This is a genomic window from Microcystis sp. BLCC-F210 (assembly GCF_042134685.1).
Classification (GTDB): Bacteria; Cyanobacteriota; Cyanobacteriia; order Cyanobacteriales; family Microcystaceae; genus Microcystis; species Microcystis aeruginosa_D.
Map to the genome: position 1 here is coordinate 1855306 of NZ_CP169647.1, position 18600 is coordinate 1873905.

Annotated in this window: 14 protein-coding genes and 4 pseudogenes; 7 read left to right on the top strand and 11 right to left on the bottom strand. The window is 40.9% G+C overall.

All coding sequences use genetic code 11. The features are described from left to right. Nucleotides 1-271: 271 nt before the first annotated feature. Genes ACE3JL_RS08920 through ACE3JL_RS08930 form a run of 3 tightly spaced genes read left to right on the top strand, consistent with a single transcriptional unit; the run spans nucleotide 272 to nucleotide 2189 of the window. Complete coding sequence (locus tag ACE3JL_RS08920; RefSeq protein ID WP_375329301.1) at nucleotides 272-1471, top strand: GUN4 domain-containing protein; 1200 nt, start codon at nucleotides 272-274, stop codon at nucleotides 1469-1471. A 26-nt stretch (nucleotides 1472-1497) separates the two neighbouring features. Then, nucleotides 1498-1833, top strand: a complete 336-nt coding sequence (locus ACE3JL_RS08925) for a DUF433 domain-containing protein (protein WP_375329302.1) — start codon at nucleotides 1498-1500, stop codon at nucleotides 1831-1833. Continuing rightward, the gene (locus tag ACE3JL_RS08930; RefSeq protein ID WP_287628239.1) at nucleotides 1830-2189 is read left to right on the top strand and encodes a DUF5615 family PIN-like protein; all 360 of its coding nucleotides are present in this window, start codon (nucleotides 1830-1832) and stop codon (nucleotides 2187-2189) included. The genes ACE3JL_RS08925 and ACE3JL_RS08930 overlap by 4 nt, the downstream gene beginning before the upstream one ends. A 243-nt stretch (nucleotides 2190-2432) precedes the next feature. Here ACE3JL_RS08930 and ACE3JL_RS08935 read toward each other — a convergent pair whose 3' ends face one another. From ACE3JL_RS08935 to psbA, 3 genes are all read right to left on the bottom strand, one after another. Further along, entirely contained in the window at nucleotides 2433-2771 is a 339-nt protein-coding gene (locus ACE3JL_RS08935) for a type II toxin-antitoxin system PemK/MazF family toxin (RefSeq protein ID WP_375329303.1), read from the bottom strand. Further along, nucleotides 2761-3000, bottom strand: a complete 240-nt coding sequence (locus tag ACE3JL_RS08940; RefSeq protein ID WP_072927911.1) for a hypothetical protein — start codon at nucleotides 2998-3000, stop codon at nucleotides 2761-2763. Before ACE3JL_RS08940 ends, ACE3JL_RS08935 begins: the two co-directional genes overlap by 11 nt. A gap of 283 nt (nucleotides 3001-3283) precedes the next feature. Next, nucleotides 3284-4366 carry a photosystem II q(b) protein gene (psbA, locus tag ACE3JL_RS08945; RefSeq protein ID WP_045358920.1) on the bottom strand — a complete coding sequence of 361 codons (1083 nt, stop codon included), beginning with the start codon at nucleotides 4364-4366 and terminating at the stop codon, nucleotides 3284-3286. A gap of 177 nt (nucleotides 4367-4543) precedes the next feature. On the opposite strand from psbA, the gene ACE3JL_RS08950 reads away from it, so the two are divergent. Further along, complete coding sequence (locus ACE3JL_RS08950) at nucleotides 4544-5470, top strand: hypothetical protein (protein ID WP_375329304.1); 927 nt, start codon at nucleotides 4544-4546, stop codon at nucleotides 5468-5470. A 206-nt stretch (nucleotides 5471-5676) separates the two neighbouring features. Then, nucleotides 5677-6380, top strand: a pseudogene (locus tag ACE3JL_RS08955) (ISL3 family transposase); the annotation flags it as partial. 129 nt (nucleotides 6381-6509) lie between these two features. Here the strand turns inward: ACE3JL_RS08955 and ACE3JL_RS08960 are convergent. The 8 genes and pseudogenes from ACE3JL_RS08960 to ACE3JL_RS08995 all read right to left on the bottom strand — a co-directional run. Then, a pseudogene (locus tag ACE3JL_RS08960) lies at nucleotides 6510-7067 on the bottom strand (tail length tape measure protein); the annotation flags it as partial. A 300-nt stretch (nucleotides 7068-7367) separates the two neighbouring features. Next, complete coding sequence (locus ACE3JL_RS08965; RefSeq protein WP_375329305.1) at nucleotides 7368-9872, bottom strand: plasma-membrane proton-efflux P-type ATPase; 2505 nt, start codon at nucleotides 9870-9872, stop codon at nucleotides 7368-7370. A 396-nt stretch (nucleotides 9873-10268) separates the two neighbouring features. Further along, nucleotides 10269-10783 (bottom strand): annotated as a pseudogene (locus ACE3JL_RS08970) (ribonucleotide-diphosphate reductase subunit beta); the annotation flags it as partial. 271 nt (nucleotides 10784-11054) lie between these two features. Further along, a pseudogene (locus ACE3JL_RS08975) lies at nucleotides 11055-11654 on the bottom strand (ribonucleotide-diphosphate reductase subunit beta); the annotation flags it as partial. A 53-nt stretch (nucleotides 11655-11707) separates the two neighbouring features. Beyond that, complete coding sequence (locus tag ACE3JL_RS08980; protein ID WP_375329306.1) at nucleotides 11708-12154, bottom strand: DUF29 domain-containing protein; 447 nt, start codon at nucleotides 12152-12154, stop codon at nucleotides 11708-11710. Between the two features lie 11 nt (nucleotides 12155-12165). Then, nucleotides 12166-12618: a DUF29 domain-containing protein gene (locus ACE3JL_RS08985; protein WP_375329307.1), complete on the bottom strand. Its 453-nt coding sequence runs from the start codon at nucleotides 12616-12618 to the stop codon at nucleotides 12166-12168. 3 nt (nucleotides 12619-12621) lie between these two features. Then, nucleotides 12622-13098, bottom strand: coding sequence for a DUF29 domain-containing protein (locus tag ACE3JL_RS08990; RefSeq protein WP_375329308.1), 477 nt, complete (start codon nucleotides 13096-13098; stop codon nucleotides 12622-12624). Nucleotides 13099-13135: 37 nt separating this feature from the next. Beyond that, the gene (locus ACE3JL_RS08995) at nucleotides 13136-15448 is read right to left on the bottom strand and encodes a ribonucleoside-diphosphate reductase subunit alpha (RefSeq protein WP_271990083.1); all 2313 of its coding nucleotides are present in this window, start codon (nucleotides 15446-15448) and stop codon (nucleotides 13136-13138) included. A 340-nt stretch (nucleotides 15449-15788) separates the two neighbouring features. On the opposite strand from ACE3JL_RS08995, the gene ACE3JL_RS09000 reads away from it, so the two are divergent. Both ACE3JL_RS09000 and ACE3JL_RS09005 read left to right on the top strand, forming a co-directional pair. Further along, nucleotides 15789-17255, top strand: coding sequence for an N-6 DNA methylase (locus ACE3JL_RS09000; RefSeq protein ID WP_375329309.1), 1467 nt, complete (start codon nucleotides 15789-15791; stop codon nucleotides 17253-17255). Between the two features lie 137 nt (nucleotides 17256-17392). Further along, complete coding sequence (locus tag ACE3JL_RS09005) at nucleotides 17393-18565, top strand: restriction endonuclease subunit S (protein ID WP_375329310.1); 1173 nt, start codon at nucleotides 17393-17395, stop codon at nucleotides 18563-18565. Nucleotides 18566-18600: the final 35 nt, after the last annotated feature.

Genomic DNA, 18600 nt, shown 5'->3' on the forward strand with positions numbered 1-18600 from the left:
TATTAGAGGGGGAAAAATAGAAACCCACTGTAAACGTCGCTTCCCTCTATGCTTTCTCCAGAAAAATGGTGACAATCAATAGCACGGCGAGTAAGATAGTTACAGATGAGCAACGTGGCACTTCTAAGATGGATGTGGTTGTTATTGCGGTGCGCTCAATACTGGGGCTGTGCTGAGACTGTACCATTGAATCAGAGATTGGCTGAGTTGGTGAGCCGAATAACAGCACTGAAAGCGAAAGAAAAGGTAAAAGCAAAGTAGGGAAACTACGATGGGTAATGAAATCATTAAAATCTTTCTCGCCTCCTCATCTGAATTGAAAGATGATAGAGAACAATTTGAAATATTTATCAACCGTAAAAACAAAAAATACATAGAACAGGGAATATTTTTAGAATTAGTTGTCTGGGAAGATTTTATCGATGCTATGTCAAAAACGCGCCTACAAGATGAATACAATAAAGCGATTACACAGTGCCATATTTTTGTCAGTCTCTTTCATACTAAAGTAGGTAAATACACTGAAGAAGAATTTCTCAAAGCGTTGGAAACCTTTAAAGCAAATGGTAATCTACGGATTTATACCTATTTCAAAAATGCACCCATCAATGCGAGTCAAATTGGACCAGAAATTATGACTTTGTTGAATTTCAAGGAAAGACTCCATAATTTAGGACATTTTCATACTAGCTATGCTGACATTAACGACCTGAAACATAAATTTAGCGAACAACTAAATAAGATTATGCCAAAATTAGCCAGGGAAATCGAGCCAGCTTTTCATCAAGAACAGCAGGAAATAGAACAAGCACCGAAATCTCAGATTCAGCAGTTAGAACAACAGTTAGAACAAGAGCGACTAAAAAACGCTCAATTACTAGAAAGAATATCTCGCTTAACTGAACAGCTAATAAATTGTTCAAGTGTAACGGAGAAGGATCGTATCCAATCTAGAATTAAAATACGGCAAAAAAAACTAACAGAAAAAGAAGCAATAATTTCTCAGATGCAAGAACAAATAAAGCAGCTACAATTTTCTTTAAAAATTGTTATAACAGGAGAAATCGAACTCGAAAGTGAGAAAGGAATCGACTACACTAAACTTCGTGACTTACTAGCAGCAGGTAAGTGGGAGGAGGCGGATCAAGAAACAGTTAAAGTCATGTGTCAAGCAGCAGGAATAGACAACAAAGGCCGCCTAGACTCAGTGTCTATCGGCAACTTCCCCTGTATAGATTTACGAACTATTAACCAACTCTGGCTGCACTACAGTAGCGGTAAGGACGGCTTCAGTGTCCAATGTCAAAATATTGAAGCGATTGGTGGCGTAGAGGGATTAAGGAAGCGAGAAACCTTGTGTTTGTGCCGCCCGTACCTACTAGGTACATCCCTTGATTTATTAGAGGCTCTCTTCTCTCGCGTAAAGACTTGTAACCTGGGACATATAACGATTTGGCGGTGCTACAATTAAAAGAGAAAGTTTGCTCCAAGAAAACCATGCAACTAGAAGAATACTTTGAAGTTTTTGAGCCAGATGACATCCGCATTAAAGGACATCGCATTGGGATTGAGGATGTCATCAACTACCATTTAAAAGGTTATACTTCCCAGCAGATTCTCCAAGAGTTACCCACCTTAAACCTAGAGAAAATTTACGCTACTCTCACCTATTACTATCAAAATAAGACCCTGATAGATGCTTATGTTCAGCGCCTCCGTGACTGGCAGGAAGAACAATACCAACAGTGGTTAAATACCGAGCCATCCCCCCTGATTCAACGCCTAAGACAACTAAAACTAAAACGGAAACAGCAAGAACTAAACCTCGCATGAAAATCCGGTTTTTGTTAGATGAAAACTTATCCCCAGACCTCAAAATATCTCTGTTACGATTGAACCCTAATCTCGATATTTTGCGAGTAGGTGAACCCGATGCACCACCACTGGGAACTTTAGACCCAGAAATCCTAGATTATGTTGCGTCATTTCAACGGTTGTTAGTTACCAATAATCGTCGCAGTATGCCCGGACACCTGAAGAACCATTGGGATAAGGGTGGACATATTTGGGGTTTACTATGGTTGCGTCCCAGTGCTAATTTAGAAATCTGGGCAGAAGAATTATATCTGATTTGGGAAGCATCCGAAGCAGAAGAATGGATTGACCGAGTTGATTGGATTCCCTTTTAAATCTTCGCTATTTATAGAGGAATATGAGTAATCCGGTCTTGATAATCTTGGGCATCTCCTAATCAAGCAATGAGAATTACTTAATACTGATTAATAATTTTCTGCCGCTGCCCTTTCTGCCTTTAATTTCCGCATTTTCTCCACAAAAGCGGGGGGTTCATCTAAATCCGCTGAGTGTAGGCTAGTTATACAGAGAAGAACAAATGTTAGCCTCTAGCAAGATTTACCTAATTTAAAGGTATATTAGGAACGTAGAATATCGGACAAAATATCTATAATTAAAGTTTGAGTTTTTAATGATAATGAGCCTAGTTCACGCTGAATCAGTGAAGCTCGAAGTGTTACTAAATGATCAAGTCTGATGGCTGAGGATTGGCGAAGACCACTTATCATAAAATCTGGACTTTCTGAACTCAAAATAATATCTGTACGAAGGAGATTTTCGGGAATACGACTGGTGATCAGGGCAAAGATAATGTGTTGATAGCCTCCAATTTTATTGGTTAGGCAATAAGCAGGGCGAACTTTACTGGAAGATAAATCGTCGAAGGGAAATTGAATCAATACGATTTTACCCTTCATTGCTTACAGGTTGTCCATCGTTTAGATTATAAATATCTTCTTCAGTATCATGCAGAAAAGCAAAGCTAGGGTTATGGGAAACGGCATCTAGCCAGTGTTTTTCGTTCAGTTCATCCTCCGACATCAAAAGAATGACGCGCACAAATCGATCTTTTTCTTGAGGAATAGGATGATCAAGTTGAATTTGACCTTGGGTATTGAGGATACCAGTGGTTTCAATCGCACGCATAGCAAAGTCTAAAGGGAGTAATTCGATTCTAACATTAAAAATGTGGCTACTATGAAATTAGGATTAAAGGAACGGGGAATGGGGGACAGAGTAAAGTAAATGTTTACAGATAGTTCTAACAATTCAAAACCTGATCAGGATTTTCAGGATTTTCAGGATTTGAAAATTTCAGGATGATCAATCCAAAATTATCAAATCATCGCCTAATTCAGCAACGCTTATCATAATTCTAACAACAAAAAAGCACCCCCTTGCGGGAGTGCCTTTTCGTTCAGACTAGGAATTAACCATTGATAGCGGGAGCGGTCAGAGCTACAGGAGCCTGTTCACCACTAGCTAAGTCTAAGGGGAAGTTGTGAGCGTTGCGCTCGTGCATTACTTCCATACCGATACCAGCGCGGTTTAACACATCGGCCCAAGTACCGATTACACGACCTTGAGAATCGAGAATCGACTGGTTGAAGTTGAAACCGTTGAGGTTAAACGCCATGGTGCTAACACCCATTGCCGTAAACCAGATACCGATTACCGGCCATGCACCTAAGAAGAAGTGCAGAGAGCGGCTGTTGTTGAAAGAAGCGTATTGGAAGATTAAACGTCCGAAGTAACCGTGAGCGGCAACGATATTGTAGGTTTCTTCTTCTTGACCGAATTTGTAACCGTAGTTTTGAGATTCGATTTCAGTGGTTTCACGCACTAAGGAAGAAGTTACTAGGGAACCGTGCATGGCACTGAACAAGGAACCGCCGAACACACCAGCCACACCTAACATATGGAAGGGGTGCATCAGGATGTTATGTTCTGCTTGGAACACGAACATAAAGTTAAAGGTTCCAGAGATTCCTAAAGGCATACCATCAGAGAAGGAACCTTGTCCGATGGGGTAGATTAAGAATACAGCAGTAGCGGCGGATACAGGTGCAGAGTAAGCGACACAAATCCAAGGACGCATTCCTAAACGGAAAGACAGTTCCCACTGACGACCGAGGTAGCAGAAGACACCTAGTAAGAAGTGGAAAATGACTAATTGGTAAGGACCACCGTTGTATAACCACTCATCTAAGGAAGCTGCTTCCCAGATGGGGTAGAAGTGGAGTCCAATCGCGTTGGAGGAGGGAACAACTGCACCGGAGATGATGTTGTTTCCGTAGAGTAGAGAACCAGCTACAGGCTCGCGGATACCGTCGATATCTACAGGAGGAGCGGCGATAAAGGCGATGATGAAGCAGGTGGTGGCGGTGAGCAGGGTGGGGATCATGATGACACCGAACCAACCGATGTATAGACGGTTGTTGGTGCTGGTAATCCACTGGCAGAACTGCTCCCACAGGGAAGCGCTCTCGCGCTGTTGTAGAGTGGTGGTCATTGGTTGATGATTCCTATTAAGTTATCGAGGTACGATTGATTGATGATGTCTCTATCTTAAGGAGTTTGTAACGGTTTGTAAAGGGGTTTGACGATATTGTTACTTATGCTCTTGATAAGCTGAGGTTATGAAACGGGTCGGGTGCGGTTCGGTCTTTTCTGATCTAAGATTGAAGATATGACTAGACGACCTCACGACCAATTTGCCAAACAATACCTAGAAGAATTGCTGTCTCCTTTGGGAAGGGTGGAAGTTAGCAAGGAAGTGGCGGATGAAACCCGTCAGGTGGATGTTTTCTTCTCTCCTGACTCTAATATGCGGGAAAATGCTCAATCTTTGGGTCTTTTAGGGCAAATGGTGACAACAAGCACTTTGCTTGAGCCTTTTCGCAATGCTCCCAATCGAACGGAAATTCGCAACTGTATCTTAAAATTGTTTTCGATTTTCGCTGAACTTCAACGGAAAGGGAAACGGGAAAAAACTGAGTTAAACGAGGATGACTTACCTAGATTATGGATTTTGGCTACTTCTATTAGTTTACACATCCTAGAGAGTTTTGATGCTAAATTAGAACTAGAAAACTGGACAGAAGGGATTTACTTTTTATCTCCCTCTCACCGAACGGCAATTGTAGCGATTAATCAGTTACCTATTACCCCGGACACTTTACTGTTAAGATTGTTGGGAAGGGGGAAAACCCAAAGCCAAGCGGTGAGAGAGTTGCTTGAGTTGCCCTCTGGCGATTCCTTCCGTCAAAATGTCATGGAATTATTGATTAGTTGGCGTGTGAGTGTTGAAGTTAACAATCTTTTAGAATCAGAAGATAGGGAGGTATTTATGGCTTTATCTCAATCTTATTTAGAGTGGAAAGAGGCGACTAAACGGGAAGGACTTCAACAAGGACTTCAGCAAGGACTTCAACAAGGACTTCAACAAGGACAACGACAAATTATTGAAAATTTAATGCAAGTGAGGTTTGGAGAATTGGATGAGTCTTTAATAAAAGTTATTGATGAGTTGCTCAGGTTATCACCGATGGAGTCTAGTCGTTTATTATTGGAGTCTTCACGGGAAGATTTAATCAGACGATTCCTCTCTGAATAAATTAATTAAGGTTCTTCAGTTTGTGGGCTCTTCGGTAACTGTTATGCAAATAATTAACTTAAAATAAAATTCGATGAGAGAGCCTACGCCCAAAAATAGCTGAAACCCATACAGGAAAAGGTTTAAGGCACAAACTGGTTAATACAAAAAGATAGACAATCGAGTTAAGATTTGATATAATAGCCAAAAACCAGAGTATTTTACTTATGATACTTGACAAATTTTTGAACCTAGAAGGAACCTCTATTCAAGGCTATCTACACCTAGAAAATATCGGTATAGTTTTCCAAATCGAATCGAAAAATAAAAAAGCAGTCTGTCCTCGTTGTGGGTTAGAGAGCGATAAACTCCACCAAAATCATCGACATTTAGTCAAAGATTTACCGCTCTCAGGTCAACCAGTGTACCTACAAGTTAATCGTCGTCAATTTAAGTGCGATAATTGTCGAAAACCCTTTAGCGAAGAGTTAGATTTTGTCGCCAGTAAACGAACCTATACGAAAAGACTAGCCGAAAATATACTAGAACAATTAAAAGAAGGAGATATTTTAAATGTTAGTCGAAGAAATGACGTAACGGAAGAAGAGATACAAAGAATGATAGAGGACATAGCCAAAGAAATTACAGAACCAGACTTATCGAAATTAAAAAGACTAGAATTGATGAAATCGCTCTAGTCAAAGGACAAAAAAATTACTGTGCGGTTTTAGTAAATTTAGATACGGGAAAACTAATAGCTATTCTAGAGAAGCGAACACAAGAAGAATTGAAAAAAACGCTTACAGACTGGGGAAAAGAGGTGTTAGAGCAAATTGAAGAAGTCAGCATAGACCTTTGGTTGCCCTATAAAAATTTGGCGAAAGAATTGATACCATCGGCCCAGGTAGTCGCCGATAGATTCCATGTAATGACTGGACAGCAATTCTCATTTTGAAACTATTTTGCGTTGTTTCAGCGATCTAGAGATTCGTTAAGAATTATTAACCCCTCTAGGTGCAAGGGTTTTAATGTCATGAAACCTTAAAATGAGAATTGCTGCTTCTAGGTAGGCAGAAGTGACATCATACAAGACTAATGTTCCTGATTCTAAGTGTTTAAGTGCTAGGTGCTTCTCAATTTTCTCTTGTTTTTCTAATAACCAATCTAAGGCGTTATATAATTCGTCTTCATCAGCTTTCTCTAAGTCTAATAATTGTCCTAAACTCTGACTGTAAGTTTCGCTATTAAACCCTCTTGCTGTGGCTAGTTTCGATTTAGGATTGATGATTCTTGCCACAATCATTGCCACGACTAAGTTTCTGATTCGTGAGGATTTTTCACTGATTATTTTATCTAAACCTAATTTTTTAATCGTCTCTAAAATAGCCATTACATGACCATGAGGAAGACTTCTAATCACTTCAAAATGATTGGGAATGCCTTCATTCATGGACAGTGTTGCTCCTTTAAGAGCCAGTTTTAGATTGTCGATAATATCATCGGGTAATTTTGAGAGATTGGCCAGGGTTCTTTTTTTGACTTGATCTCCTTCTCAGTAGGACTCTCGAAGAAGAACAGCGGGGGGAGAATTACGGTTAGGAACTTTTTCTATATACATGGCTATCATTTTAGCAAATGGAGAGAATTCTTGTCCATTAAGAAATATTACAAATTACATGGGTACATCAAGAAGGGTTAAGGGGGTGCATCCATTGATGGATAAGGGTTTTCGTCTATTATGGTATATATGCATGGGGGAAGTTCAGTAATGAAATTAAAAACTTGACTCACTATCATTGGCTAACTTATGACTGATTGTTATCATCTTTTTAAAACAGGATTTAGTATAATTAGAGTTTGCTGAAAAAAGTTTTCTGGGGAAAGTGCCTGATGAGCTTGGTTTTCCCCATGATAGGGACTACAATCGAGTTTTCAAATTCTCCCAAGTGGATTGATAGGTATTGCCTAAATCTGCCTTGCGACGATTAAAAATCGAATAGAGAGCCAATTTGACTCGATCGATAATCAATAACCAGACTAGGGCATAGAGCCAGCTTTTTGCCACTCCCTCAAAACCGATCGGGGCGATCAGGATTCCGAACAGCGAAATCAGCGAAGATATAATGACCGAGATGCCAGTAGCGATCGCTAGAGGTTTAGCAGGGGCCAAGGACCAAAACGCACCTTTTGCCCGCACCGAATAGAGAGTCATCATCCCTAAGAGAGCGATATTGAGGAAAATATAGGTTTGCACCTTGTCAGGAGTCATTCCCCATACCCGGCCCGCTAGATAGTACACCAGAAAAGTGGCAATGACGTTGACCACGCCCAAAACCGAAGCAATGGTGAGAACTTTCGGCATATCCCAAGCTTGGGGTACTTTCGATATCTTGGCATTATCGTAGGCGATCGTCATGATTGCTCCATCGTTAAGAATTGCTAAGAAAACGATCATAATTGCCGTAATCGGGTAGGAATTAAAGAACAGAATCGCCAAAGTGGTAAAAACGAGAATCTGAATTGTGGCGATGATCCGATAGAGAACATAACTGGTCATCCGCTCAAAAATCTGACGACTTAACCTAATTGCATCGACGATTACCGATAAACCGGGGGTAAGGAGAACTATATCGGCCGCCGCCCGGGCTGCATCCGTCGCCCCGGAAACCGCAATCCCCGCATCGGCTTTTTTCAGCGCCGGCGCATCATTGACCCCATCTCCAGTCATACCAACAATGTGATCGGTTTTCTGCAAGACATCGACGATATGATATTTGTCCTCTGGGAAGACTTGACCGAAACCATCGGCACTGAGAATCTGTTCATCGAGGGTTCCTAACTGATTGGGGGGGACTTCCCGAAAAATTTTGGCATCGAGGATATTGTTACCTAAACCCAATTGTCGAGCGGTTTCCTTAGCGATTAACACCTGATCCCCCGTGATCATCTTGACGGGAACCCCTAATTTTAGGGCGGTTTGTAGGGTTAATTGGGAATCAACCCGTGGTGGATCGAATAGGGAAATAATGCCCAAGAATTGCCATTGACCTTGGGGGTTGGTTTTTGCCACTCCTAGGGCGCGATAGCCTTTTTTGGCGTAATCTTCGATGATTTGATTCACCGGCCCTTCGATTTCCTCTTTATTGTAGGCTAGATCGAGCATTACCTGCGGTGCGCCCTTACTGGTTTTAAAAGTCTGACCATCGGGGGCGGTAATATCGGCTTCGGTACGTTTAGCGACGGGATCGAAGGGGGTAAAGTGGGTGACTTGATAGCGATCGAGTACCGTGGCATCTTTTAAACCGGCGAGAATAGTTTTATCGATCGGATCGTCATCGCTAGTTTGGGAAGCGAGGGAAGCGGTGAGAATTAGATCGTCGGCACTGATCCCCGGCAGGGTGTAGGGATCGCCTAAACTCAGCTGATTAAGGGTGAGAGTGCCGGTTTTATCGGAACAGAGCATATTCATGCCCGCTAGTTCCTCGATCGCCGCCAAGCGTGTCACCACGGCGTTTTTATCCGCTAGTGCCTTCGCCCCTACCGACATACTGACGGAAAGAACTGTGGGCAAGGCGACGGGAACAGAAGCAATGGTGAGAACGAGACAGAATTTCAGCAAGCGGATCAATTCTAAGCCCTGTTTTTCGACAATACCGTTATAGAGACGATAAACAACGATAATAGCGATTAAAATCAGGGCAATGACGATGAGAAAGTCGCCGATTTTGAGAACTGATTTCTGGAAATGGCTGACGTTTTCGGTACTGGCTACCAGTTTAGCGGTACGACCAAAAAAGGTATTACTGCCGGTCCCGTTAACTATGGCCTCAGCTTGACCTTTTTTCACCACTGAACCTGAGTACACTTGTTCGCCAGAACTGCGATCCACGGGTAAGGATTCCCCCGTTAGGGCAGCTTGGTCAATTTTGACGGGATCCCCCGGCAGCAATCGGGCATCGGCCGGCAGCACATCGCCGATCTTGATCCGGATTACGTCTCCTGGTACTAATTCCCTAGCGGGGACGGAGATAAATTTGCCGTCTCTTTTGGCATCGGCATTGAGGGCGAGTTGCGCTTTCAGGGCAGCCACCGCATCCCCGGCGGTTTTTTCCTCGAAGTAGCCGATCAAGCCGTTAGCCACCAATAGAATGGCGATAATCACGAAGTCCACCCAATCACCGACGATAGCGGAAAAAATTACCGCCGCTTCGATCATCCAGGAAAAGGGATTCCAAAAGTAGGAAAGGAATTTGAGCAGGGGGCTGACTTTTTTCTCGGCAATCTCGTTATAACCGTCGCTATCGAGGCGATTTTTTGCTTCACTGGTGGTGAGACCGTCGGGAGATGTTTTCAGTTGGATCATTAAATCTCGCATGGAGATTTTTGAGAGATCGTTTGTCGGTTTATCGCTAGTAGTAGTCATCTTTGGTTAATTTTTAAGCAATGTACGGCAGTTGCTCGGTTTTTTTAACGCTTTTATTCTAGGGCAACTTGGGAAAATTAACGCTAGTTTTATAATTTTCTCAGGTCAATTGGGGTTAAATGTGATTTCGATGACAATAATCCTAAATCCGTTGAGTACAGGCTAGTTATGAGGAGAGGCACTCATGCAAAAGGCAAGAGGCAACAGGCAACAGGGGGAATAAATAATCAGTCTTTAATAACCAGATTTAGTATTACCTAAGCAAAAAAAGGAAGAAATTAGCACTAATTTCTTCCTTTTATCTAAATGCTGCTAAGTTTTGTCAAAAGTTGTCAAAAACATTGACAAAGTTGCCACTTTATGGTAAAAAATTGGGTCATTTTTGTCCCTTAAATTTTAAATTTCATCCCATCCACTTAAGCCAGAAGACATAACATAACTGGTAACGGTTGCTTCAAAAAAGTTCGCTTTGGTGTGGCCTTCTTTTTTGGTATCGGAGAAGCGTTCCAGATGGTTATAGGGACTTTTGTTATACTTTTCTTCCCTGTATAAAGGCTCAAGTCCGATCGCTTTCAGTCGAATATTAGCAAGGTATTTAGTGTACTGTTCGGTACTGTATTCGGTAATACCTAAAATATTGTTGCCAACAATGTGATTTGTCCAGCGACATTCGTGTTTAACCGCATTATCGAACATCTCATAAATTTGTTCAACAGAATGGGGAAAAATTGCCATGGCTTCAGGAATAAGTTTCTGATACAAACGGACGTGACTTAATTCGTCCCGGTTGATCATTTTGAAAACGTCAGCGCTACCAGACATTAGCTGTCGAGAAGCGAGATTATAGAAAAAGATGACGCAACTACCCATCCTTTCAGAGTGGGGCTAGAACATACCATTATCTTCTTGAACCTTTTATAGCGTATTTACCAAGAAGATACTCACCCTCTGTTCGTTGAACCTTCCCCTTTAAAATAGAGGCTTGGCTGCTGATTACCCATTGTTTTTAATAGCTGCCTTACGGCTTTTATTAAATCCCTTAACTTTTTTCTGCTCTCGCTCCTTTACGCTTATCTTTTCAGACTTCGCTTTGGCATAAGGGCTTTAGGGCTTCCCAGCAATTTGGCGAGTTTTAACTAACACCTCACGATGCTAGTGGGCTACCTCATTATTTAACCCGTTATAAAAATACAAACTCTCTAGCAAATAGTCGGCAAGAAGGGCGATAAAATAGCTTTCAGTAGTTTGTTTGTCGATATACTGCTGGTAGAGACTAGCGATAAATTGACAGCGATCCTTGAGAACTTTATCGGTGCGCCAAAAGTCATAAACTTCACCTCTGCGATCCGAGGGAATAATCGTTTCAATTAGGTATTGATAACTTTGATTGTGCATGGCTTCTTGAGAAATTTGTTCCGCCATACAAAGACTAATTTCTGGCGCAGTGACGCTACCTTTTAGGTGAGGAATATTACAGGTTTGTACGGAATCAAGAAAAGTTAGATAGGACAAAATACCATCATAAGCATATCTTTCTTCGTCGGTAAGATGCCCGTATTCAGTCACGTCTTGAGTGATATCTAAGCGTTGCGGAATCCAGAAATTTTCCCGCATTTGTTGATATAAACCCACCGCCCAGGTGTAGCGGACATCGTTTAATTGCATCAGGTTGGTGGTGTTACCAAACCAGATCGAACGGTTTTCGATCGCATCATCTCCCGACGGATTGAAGATCGGGGAAATGGGCATCGAATGGCAAGAATTAACTAAATGTAAGGACATGATTCCTTGGATATTATGGCACTTCTAGGTTATAGTAGGTTTTTGGTAAAAAGTCAAATGTTTTGATTAGGGATAAATTCAAAATCTAGGGCTTCTGCCAAAGTAAATGGGCAATTCTTCGGGAATTTCTCTAGGTTTATCCCTGTTTCAATAGCAGCTTTTTTTCTGGCTTTATTATAGCATTTTTTTAAATTTTCTTCTGTTAAAAAACTCTTAAGACTAGGGCTATTTTCTAAATCTTCTTCGATTCTCTCTCGATGCTCAAAAAGGGTTAATGCCCAGCTTCTGGTTTGTTTTTCTGGCTCTTGTAAGTATTTTAGTAAATGCCACAAAATCACAGTCAGATTGCTTTTTAATGCTTTCTGTTGACTGATAGACATAGATTTAATTTCGTCAATTAAATTCTCTAAATCCAAATCAGAAAACTGATTATTTTCCAGTAAATTAATGGTTTTATCTAACCAGAGATAGTAATCTTTTTCGTATAATTTCTTTTCCATAATTATCCCCATTATTTTGATATTTCAGGAAACCAATCCTCATTTAAAGCCTGTTCTATAGTGCAAATTGGAGCTAAACCGACCAAATTTTCAGCCATTCCAGATAAATCCAGAAACAATTTACGGGCATTTTGATAACAGGACGAGAAAATTTCCGATACATAGGGCTTTAAACTGGGACTGTCTTCAATAATTTGTTGAATTCGTAGGCGAAAGTTCCGAATTTCATTTTTCCATCCTCTTTGATTATATTCTAATTCCGATTGCCAGTAAACCAGTTTTAGCAAATGTTCTAATAAGCGAGTTAAATAACTTTCTAAACTTCGTTTCTCGCTTTTACCCATGCTGCTAATTTCTTCAATTAAATTCTCTAAATCTAAATCAGAAAACTGATGATTTTCTAGTAAAGATATGGTTTTCTCTAACCAGAGATAGTAATCTTTTTCGTATAAATCATTCTTCATTGCTTAATCCTTTCCGAGAAACTCAGGAAACCAATTTTTATCTAAAATTTGGTCAATTGATCCAATAAGTGTAGCACTTAAAAGTCTTTTATCAATGCCAGAACCTTCGACAAATAGATGGCAAGCATCCTCATAACATTGATCGAGAATCTCGGTGAGGTAAGATACTAAGTTTGTATGATAAGTTCCATCCTTTTTATTGCTAATAATTCTTTTTATTTGAATGCGAAAATTTAAAATCTTTCGTCGCCACTTGTTTTTATTGTAATCGCGCTTAGATTGCCAATAAGTTAATTTAAGTAAATGTTCCAAGAGTTTAGTTAGTAAACTCTCTAACTTCTGACGTTCTCTTCTGGACGTATCTTTTATTTCTTCAATTAAATTTTCTAAATCCAACTCAGAAAACTGGCGATTTTCTAGTAAAGATATGGTTTTCTCTAACCAGAGATAGTAATCCTGTTCGTATAAAGTCTTATCCATAGGTGTGATTAATTGATGAATAAGACTTATCTTAGCTTTAATTAGCGCAACTAGAACAACTATCGTCAGACTCTCGAAAATTGTCCTTTTGCACGGTACGGACATAATAAATCGCTTTACACCCCAATTCCCACGCCATGATTAGAGTATCAAAGATATCTTTAGCAGTGAGACAACGGTTAGGTTCTGCGGGAAAGTAAACCCCTTCATTGAGGTTGAATAATAATTCCATAGAAATTCCTGTATCAATCCATTCTTGCATAGTAGCGATCGCTTTTACCACTTGCTGCTGTTCGAGGTTTTTATTCTCTGGATAAAACCAGAAAGCTTCTTCAATAAAAGGTGGTGCGATGGGAACAGTTCCCTTTGCCCATTTATCGTAGAAAAAGCGACTATAAACCGGCAAAACACTAGCGGTACATCCCTGTACCAAACTGGAGGAAGTATTAGGAGCAATGGCAGTAATATGGGAATTACGGATGCCAAATCGTTGAATATCTTCGGCTAATTGTTGCCATCTTTGCGGTTGCACTGCGTTATTTAAAAACCATTCCACTGGTTTAGCACCGATTAATTTACCTTGACTCCATTCGCTACCCAAGAAAGCTTGATAAGCGCCGCGTTCTTTGGCTAATTCCATCGAGGAATAGGTACACCAATAGCCAATTTCTTCAAATAAATCACTAATTTCTGACAGGTTATTGTAGGATAATTTCCGTTTAGCTAACCAGTCAGCCAATCCCATCGCCCCTACCCCAATAGTGCGATATTTATCGTTGTGGTTTTTAGCATTATCAAAGGGAGGATTAGTAATATCAATAGTATTGTCGAGAATCCTGACAGCGATTTGACAATTAGACTCGATTTCTTCCCTGTCAATGTTGGCTAAATTAAGGCTAACTAAATTACAGCAATGGGCAGTTTTATCGGGGGTGACATTCGAGAAACTCTCGGTGCATAAATTTACACCGGGGATGTAGCCATCGTGTTTATTAGGGTTAGCGCGATTGATGGTATCTTTGAAAGCAATATAGGGCATTCCTGTTTCCACTTGGGAACGCATGATACTTTTAAATAAGTCCCGAGCATTAATTTTTTTATAGAGGAAAATCTCTCTATCTAAATTAGCTTCTACTAAACGATAAGCCTTTTCAAATTCTTCCCCCCATAGTTGCGCTAATTCTATACCTAACTTATTGCGGACTTCGTAGGGATCTACTAATGTCCATTCGGTTTTATCTATCACCCGACGCATAAATTCATCGGTGATAACTAATTGGGGAAAAACATCATAAGCTTTGCGTCTTTGATCACCATTTTCTGTCTGCATTTCCAGAAACTCTGGCACATCTAAATGCCAGATATCAACACCGATAGTTACTGCTCCAGCGCGTCTTCCCCCCTGATTTACTGCAATAGCTGTATCGTTGAGTAATTTAATCCAGGGAATAATTCCGCCGGAAGCATTAGCTTTCCCCATTACCCAGCTACCAGTAGAGCGAATTCTACTCACATTCACCCCGACACCGCCACCATTTTTGGAGATGCGGGCAGCATTAGTAATCTCGCTAAAAATGCTTTCTAAACTGTCGTCAATGGAAAGTATAAAACAACTGGTTAGGGAACCTTTGGGTGTGCGTAAATTGGCTAAAATTGGGGTGGCAAGAGAGATTTTTCTTTGAGCAATCCCTTGATAAAATTTCTTAGCCCAGTGGAGTCTATTAGCCGGCTCTTCCACAGTAGCAAGCAGTAGGGAACAAGTTAATAATGCCTCTTGGGGTAACTCATTTTTAAGTAAATAACGGCTAGTAATTAATAATGCCCCGGCGTAATCGTAATCGATATCCCAATCGGGATTAATCCAAGAACCAGCTTCTTTTAATTCCGCTTCGGAATAGATGAGAATCCTTTCGTCGTACAGCCGATTTTTAACTTGAGTTTTGACAGTTTTCTCGTAATTTCCGTACTGATAACCCCGCGCTACTAAGGTATCTTTCCACAGACTCCAAATGTGCAATCTTCCCGCCACATAGCGCCAATCCGGTTCCTCGGGACTACACATTTCTAGGGCGCAATTAATTAAATTATCCTGTATTTCCCTAGTGGTAATCCCATCCCGCAGACGTGTGGTTAAACCCGCTTCTAAGGCGATCGAATTGACTTTTTTACCTTCACAAGCCCACTCTACCACGTCGCGAATTTTGCCGATATTTAAGCTGGTGGTGGAACCATCGCGCCGAATCACTCTAATTCCATGGCTGCCCATATTAGCTAAAGGGGTAGAACGAAAGGGTATTACTTCGTTATTTTTGTGAATGGAGACGGCAGTAGTCAAGGGCTTCGATTGCATAATTGGGAAATTGCGGCGTTAAAAAACTTGACAAATTAATCTATTTGTACTAGAGTATTCTAGCAGATTTTCTGAAAAAACACAACATCTAGCGTCTTAAATAATCTTATAACTCTATATGTGGTATGGAGAAGATTGTTTTCTTCCCGAAAACAGTGTTTTAGATAACATTTTCTGGAAAAAATTCTCGATTTATTTCCTCAAAAATAGTTTTTTTGTATGCTTGACAAAAAGCTAATTATTTGATACGTAAAGTTCGAGGATGGGACAACTTGACCAATCTACGGTAGGGATAGGGGAGCGATCGAGGTAAGATTTGAGAGTATCTAATCTTTTTCCTATGTTCGAGCAGACATTTAAGAATATCGATGATATTCTCCGAAAAGAGGCGGGGTGCGCGACGGAGTTGGATTACGCGGAACAGATTTCCTGGATTCTCTTTTTGAAATATCTCGACGATTTGGAGGTCGATCGCCAGAATCGGGCGTTATTAACAGGAGAAGACTACGATCCGTTACTAGACGAACCCTATCGCTGGTCGAATTGGGCCTACCCCAAGGACGCAAGGGGTGAACTGCTGAAAACCGCCAAGGTAGGGGACGATCTGATCGAGTTCGTCAATAGCGAGCTATTTCCCTACTTTCAGGGATTTAAGCAATACGCGGAACTGGGGACATTCGGGGCCAAAATCGGGGAAATTTTTGCAGGGGTGCGGAATAAGTTTCAGAGCGGGTACAACCTGCGGGAAGTTCTCGAAAGTATCGACCGGCTTCAGTTTCGCACGCAACAGCAGAAACACGAGCTTTCGGACCTCTACGAAACCAGGATCAAAAATATGGGCAATGCGGGGCGAAACGGGGGCGAATATTACACCCCCCGGCCTCTGATCCGGGCGATGATTCAAGTGATTAAACCGCAATTAGGGGAGACGATTTATGACGGGGCCTGCGGTTCGGCGGGGTTTCTCTGCGAGGCCTACGAGTATTTACGCCACAGTAAGGCCGATCTGAGTACGAAAGAGCTAGAAACCCTACAGACGAGGACTTTTTTCGGCAAGGAGAAAAAGGCTTTAGCCTATATTATCGGGGTGATGAATATGATCCTGCACGGGATCGAGGCCCCCAATATTATTCAGACCAACACCCTGGCCGAAGATATTCAAGCGATTCAAGAGAAGAATCGTTATGACATCGTTTTAGCTAATCCCCCCTTCGGAGGCAATGAACGCAAGGAGATCCGCGGCAATTTCACGATCAATACCGGAGAGACGGCCTTTCTTTTTCTCCAGCATTTCATCAAGAGTTTGAAAACTGGGGGACGGGGTGCGATCGTTATTAAGAATACCTTTCTGTCGAACGCGGACAACGGCTCCAGAGAGTTACGGAGGGAGTTAACCTCCTCCTGTAATCTCCATACGGTTTTGGATTGTCCCGCTAAGACGTTTTTAGGTGCGGGGGTAAAGACGGTGGTTTTATTTTTTACCAAGGGTTCACCGACGCAGAAAATCTGGTTTTATCAACTCGATCCGGGGCGAAGTCTCGGAAAAACAAACGCGCTCAATGATGATGATTTGCAAGAGTTCATCGAGTTTCAATCGACTTTTAAGCTATCGGAGCGCTCTTGGTTTTTAGACTTAGAGGAGGTCGATCCGGGTTCCTTCGATTTGTCGGTGAAAAATCCCAACGCGCCGGAGGGCGATCCTTTACGCGAGCCGGAGGAAATTTTAGCGGAGATTGCGGAATTAGACCGGGAAAGTGGGTCGATTTTAGTGGCGATTTCCGATTTATTGGAGTCTTCTCCTAGCTGATGGGAAGGGTGGTTTCGGCTTCGCTCAACCAGCATCCGACTTCACTCCACCAGCATCGAGTTTCGATTACGAAAATTGATAGAAAACAAAAAAATTAAAGTAAGTGCGGAGATTTTTACAAGTATTGGAGAGATTTTATGAAAGAAAAAACAATTAATTTACCAGAACTATGGATGACTAAAAAGCTTGGCGATTTATGCGATATTGCCCGTGGTGGCTCACCTAGACCTATTCAGCAATACTTAACGAATAGCCCAGATGGTATCAATTGGATAAAAATCAGTGATGCTTCTGCCAGTTCAAAATATATTTATGAAACAAAAGAAAAAATAAAGCCCGAAGGAGTTACGAAATCTAGATTAGTTCAAAAAGATGATTTTTTATTGTCAAATTCTATGAGTTTTGGTCGTCCGTATATTATGAAAACATCTGGTTGTATTCATGACGGTTGGCTAGTTTTAAAAGATAAATCGGGACTTTTTGATCAAGATTATTTATATTATTTTTTAAATTCTCAAGCTGCCTATAAACAATTCGATAATCTTGCGGCAGGTTCAACAGTTAGAAATCTTAATACACAGCTTGTTAAAAATGTTATTATTCCTATTCCCCCGATCGAAGAACAAAAAAGAATAGTAGAGATACTAGACAAAGCTTTCGAGGGTATAGCCCAAGCTGAAGCTAACACCCGAAGAAACTTAATTAATGCCCAGGAGCTTTTTGATAGTTATTTAAATAATATTTTTAGGGAGAGAGGAGATGAATGGATAGATGAAAAGTTAGGCGATATTAGTGAGAATCTGGATAGCGAAAGAATTCCTGTAACGAAATCAAAGAGAACTTCTGGTAAAGTTCCTTATTATGGAGCTTCTGGTATTGTTGATTATGTAGATGATTTTATATTTGATGAAGAGCTACTGTTGGTTTCTGAAGATGGGGCTAACCTTTTGGCAAGAACTTATCCAATTGCATTTTCTATAAGTGGAAAAGCATGGGTTAATAATCATGCTCATGTTTTAAAATTTAACGATATTAGTTTACAGAGATTCATAGAATATTTTCTAAACTCGATCTCTTTAGAGCGTTATGTTAGTGGAATGGCTCAACCAAAGCTTAATCAAAAGGCATTAAATTCTATTTTGATACCAATTGCGCCTAAAGAAATAAGAGAAAAAGTTGTTAATAATTTAGATAGTTTAAAAGGAAATGTTAACAGTCTTGAAACCATTTACCAACGCAAACTAGAAGCGATCGCCGAACTTAAACAATCGATCCTAGAAAAAGCCTTCACTGGTCAACTCAGCCAGTAGAACCGTTAAAATGTAAATAGCGTCTTCCCGTAGCT